Genomic DNA, 3,142 nt, shown 5'->3' with positions numbered 1-3,142 from the left:
CTCCATGGGCAGGTCCTTGGGCAGCTTGTGAACGATAGCCTCCTTGGGCAGGCGCATGTATTCGGCCATGCCGCCGTTGACGTTATATTGGAAACCGTAGACATCGTGTTTTTGACACATCCAATAACGTCCGGAATTACAGAATTTGCAATCCCAGCACGGGACTATCTGATCGGAGGTCACGCGGTCCCCGATCTGAAAATCGCCCTTTACATTAGGTCCCAATTCAACAATATGTCCGATAAACTCATGTCCCGGGATGACCGGGGCCTTAATGTAGGAGGGACGCCCCTCCTCTCCCCAGAAACGGGGTGCGCCCAGATAGGATTTCGTATCACCGGCACAGATGCCACAGGCCTCCACTTTGATGATGATTTCGCGCTCTCCCGCCCGCGGGACATCCACCTCTTCAATACGATAATCCTTAGGGGCATGGGCCACCAGGGCCCTCATTTTTTTTGGCAGATCCACCATCTTGTCTCTCCTCCTCACGTGACATTAAAGGACACTCTTCTTGACGTTAAAAAAACACTCAAGATCGATACAACGGCAGAAAACGCGTCTTGCCTCCAGTTATGAAAACTCGACAAACGGGAGAGAAGCTCCCAAAAGACGCCCGGCCGCCCCAGGGATGGCCTCCGCACGAAGCCCCCTCACATGGATTTCGAGGGCCCCGTCCCCATAATTTTTTCTCCCGTTTCGGGGTCGAAAATATGCGTTTTTTCCTCATGGAATCTCAAGGCGATTTTATCACCTTTCGAGTAGCGGCATTCGTCCTCCGTCGTCAACGTAAGGAAATCCTCGTCTCCGACGCTGATACTGATGCGTTTCTCGTCGCCAAGGTTCTCGAAAACATCCACGCAGACACTGGAATCCTCCGTCGGGGGTCCGACAAAGATATCCGTCGGCCTTACGCCAAGAACGACATCCGCTCCAGGATGGACCGTTCCCCTATATTTATCGGGGACCGGTATGCGGATACCCTTTCGCGGAAACATGAAATAAAAACGCCCGTTATCCTCGGAGATCTTCACCTTGATGAGATTCATCGGAGGTTCCCCTATGAACCCCGCCACAAAAAGATTGACGGGATTATCGTACACCTCGAGAGGGGTGCCAAACTGCTGCAACCTCCCATCCTTCATGATGGCAATGCGATCGGCCAGAGACATCGCCTCCATCTGGTCGTGGGTGACCAGGATCGTCGTGCATTTTATTTTATTGTGAATACGCTTGATCTCGACACGCAGCATCTGACGCATCTTACCGTCAAGGTGGGAAAGGGGCTCGTCCAACAGAAGCACCTGAGGGCGGCGTACCAGAGCCCGCGCAATATTGACCCTCTGCTTCTGTCCCCCCGAGAGCCCGGCCGGCTTCATCTCCAGCAGGGTATCGACCTTCATCAAAGGCGCTATCTCCGTAACGCGCCGGTGAATTTCTTCCGCAGAAAGGTTCTGGGCCCTGAGATTGAAGGCAATATTCTCGTATACGTTCAGAGGAGGGTACAGAGCGTAGTCCTCGAACGCCAGACCGATGCCGCGATCCTTGGGATGGAGGTCGTTGATTTTCCTCTCACCAATAAATATCTCCCCATCCGTAATATCCTCAAGCCCGGCAATCATGCGCAGGGTCGTCGTCTTGCCGCAGCCGGACGGCCCCAAAATGCCGACAAACTCCCCATCCTTACAATTCAAGGAAAAATTCTGCACCGCGTAATCCTGGGCATTTTTCTTCTTGTTCTGGTAACGTTTACAGACATTCTTTAACGTAAGCTGTGCCATGGTCATCGCCCCTGCAATAATCCAGCCTGGTTGTGACGCACAACAAAGCGTCCCGTGTCCCCGTCGAAGAAAAGGGCATTCTCCATGTCCGGCCTCAGATAGATCCGGGAATCCAGTTCCATCTTCATATCGTTGTTTATCACGGTCTGGTAGGACGTTTCCCCAACCTTAACGGTCAGAATGGATTTGTTCCCGATCGGCTCGAGGTTGTAGACAACGCCCTCCAGGGCATCGGAAAGGGCCTCGAAGGAGTACTGGATATTCTTGGCCCGAATCCCCACCCTCCAACTCTTCACCGAACCGCAGAGTTCCTGCAGTACCGGGGCGACATCCACAGGAACCGGAAAGGTCTGCGGCGCGTTTCCCAGACGCATCATCATCTCGCCGCCGACCGAGACCAATTCGGCATCGACCAGATTGATTTCCGGTTCGCCGACAAGCTTAGCCACAAAATCGTTGACCGGCGTGTAATAAATGGTCTCTCCCGTCCCGACCTGTACGATCCGTCCCTCATCCAGGATGGCAATGCGATCTCCCAGGCTCATTGCCTCCGTATAGTCGTGAGTGACATAAATGGTCGTGGTATCGAACTGCGTTTGCATTGCCTTGAGCTCCGTCCTCATCAGGTGCCTCAACTTGGCGTCGAGATGGGCCAAGGGCTCGTCCATCAGGAAGACTCTTGGGGAACGCACAAGGCAGCGTCCCAGAGCCGTTCTCTGCCTCTGACCGTTACTGAGCTGAGAGGGCAGACGCTCCAAGAGATGCCCTATTCCCATCGTATCCGCGATCTTGTGAACCCGCTCCCTGATGACATCCTCCTTTTCCCTGTGCAAGGGACTCCGCATGGGAGAAGCTATGTTGTCAAACACCGACATGTGCGGATACAGGGCATAATTTTCGAAGACCATCGACACATTGCGCACCGCCGGCTCCACCAGATTCATGATCTCGCCATCGAAGCGCACGAAGCCGCGATCGGGAAACTCTATGCCGGCGACGGTCTTGAGGATCGTCGTCTTGCCCGCCCCCGCCGGGCCGAAGAGCACAAAAAACTCCCTGTCCTCGACGTCCAAATCGATGCCCTTGAGCGCCCGAATCTTGCCGAAAGATTCTGTCGTCTCTAAGGTTACACGCGCCATGAAAACAACCCCTATCCTTTGACCGCGCCGAAGCTGAGCCCACGGACAAGATGTTTTTGGATGACCAACGCCAGGATTACCTCCGGAGTTGCGGTCACCGCCGCAGCCACAGCCATCTGCCCATAATGAACGGTGTCGGATGCGATATACCGCAACGACGCCACGGTGACGGGCATGATCTTAAACCCACTGAGCAAAAGGGGAAAGGTAAAGCTGTTCCAG

The 3,142-nt window shown here is 54.3% G+C and carries 3 protein-coding genes and 1 pseudogene; all 4 read right to left on the bottom strand.

Features of this window, described 5'->3' with window-relative positions; translation table 11 throughout:
- A partial coding sequence (locus Q0176_RS07755) for an alcohol dehydrogenase catalytic domain-containing protein (protein ID WP_299301113.1) occupies window positions 1-474 on the bottom strand: 474 nt, incomplete at its 3' end.
- Between the two features lie 179 nt (window positions 475-653).
- Window positions 654-1,781, bottom strand: a complete 1,128-nt coding sequence (locus tag Q0176_RS07750) for an ABC transporter ATP-binding protein (protein WP_299301110.1) — start codon at window positions 1,779-1,781, stop codon at window positions 654-656.
- A gap of 2 nt (window positions 1,782-1,783) precedes the next feature.
- Window positions 1,784-2,920: an ABC transporter ATP-binding protein gene (locus tag Q0176_RS07745; protein WP_299301107.1), complete on the bottom strand. Its 1,137-nt coding sequence runs from the start codon at window positions 2,918-2,920 to the stop codon at window positions 1,784-1,786.
- An 11-nt stretch (window positions 2,921-2,931) separates the two neighbouring features.
- A pseudogene (locus Q0176_RS07740) lies at window positions 2,932-3,142 on the bottom strand (carbohydrate ABC transporter permease); the annotation flags it as partial.

It is taken from the genome of uncultured Fretibacterium sp. (genome assembly GCF_938040765.1).
Lineage (GTDB): Bacteria > Synergistota > Synergistia > Synergistales > Aminobacteriaceae > CAJPSE01.
The sequence above is the reverse complement of the archived record's forward strand: the minus strand, read 5'-3'. Positions and strand labels throughout refer to the sequence as shown.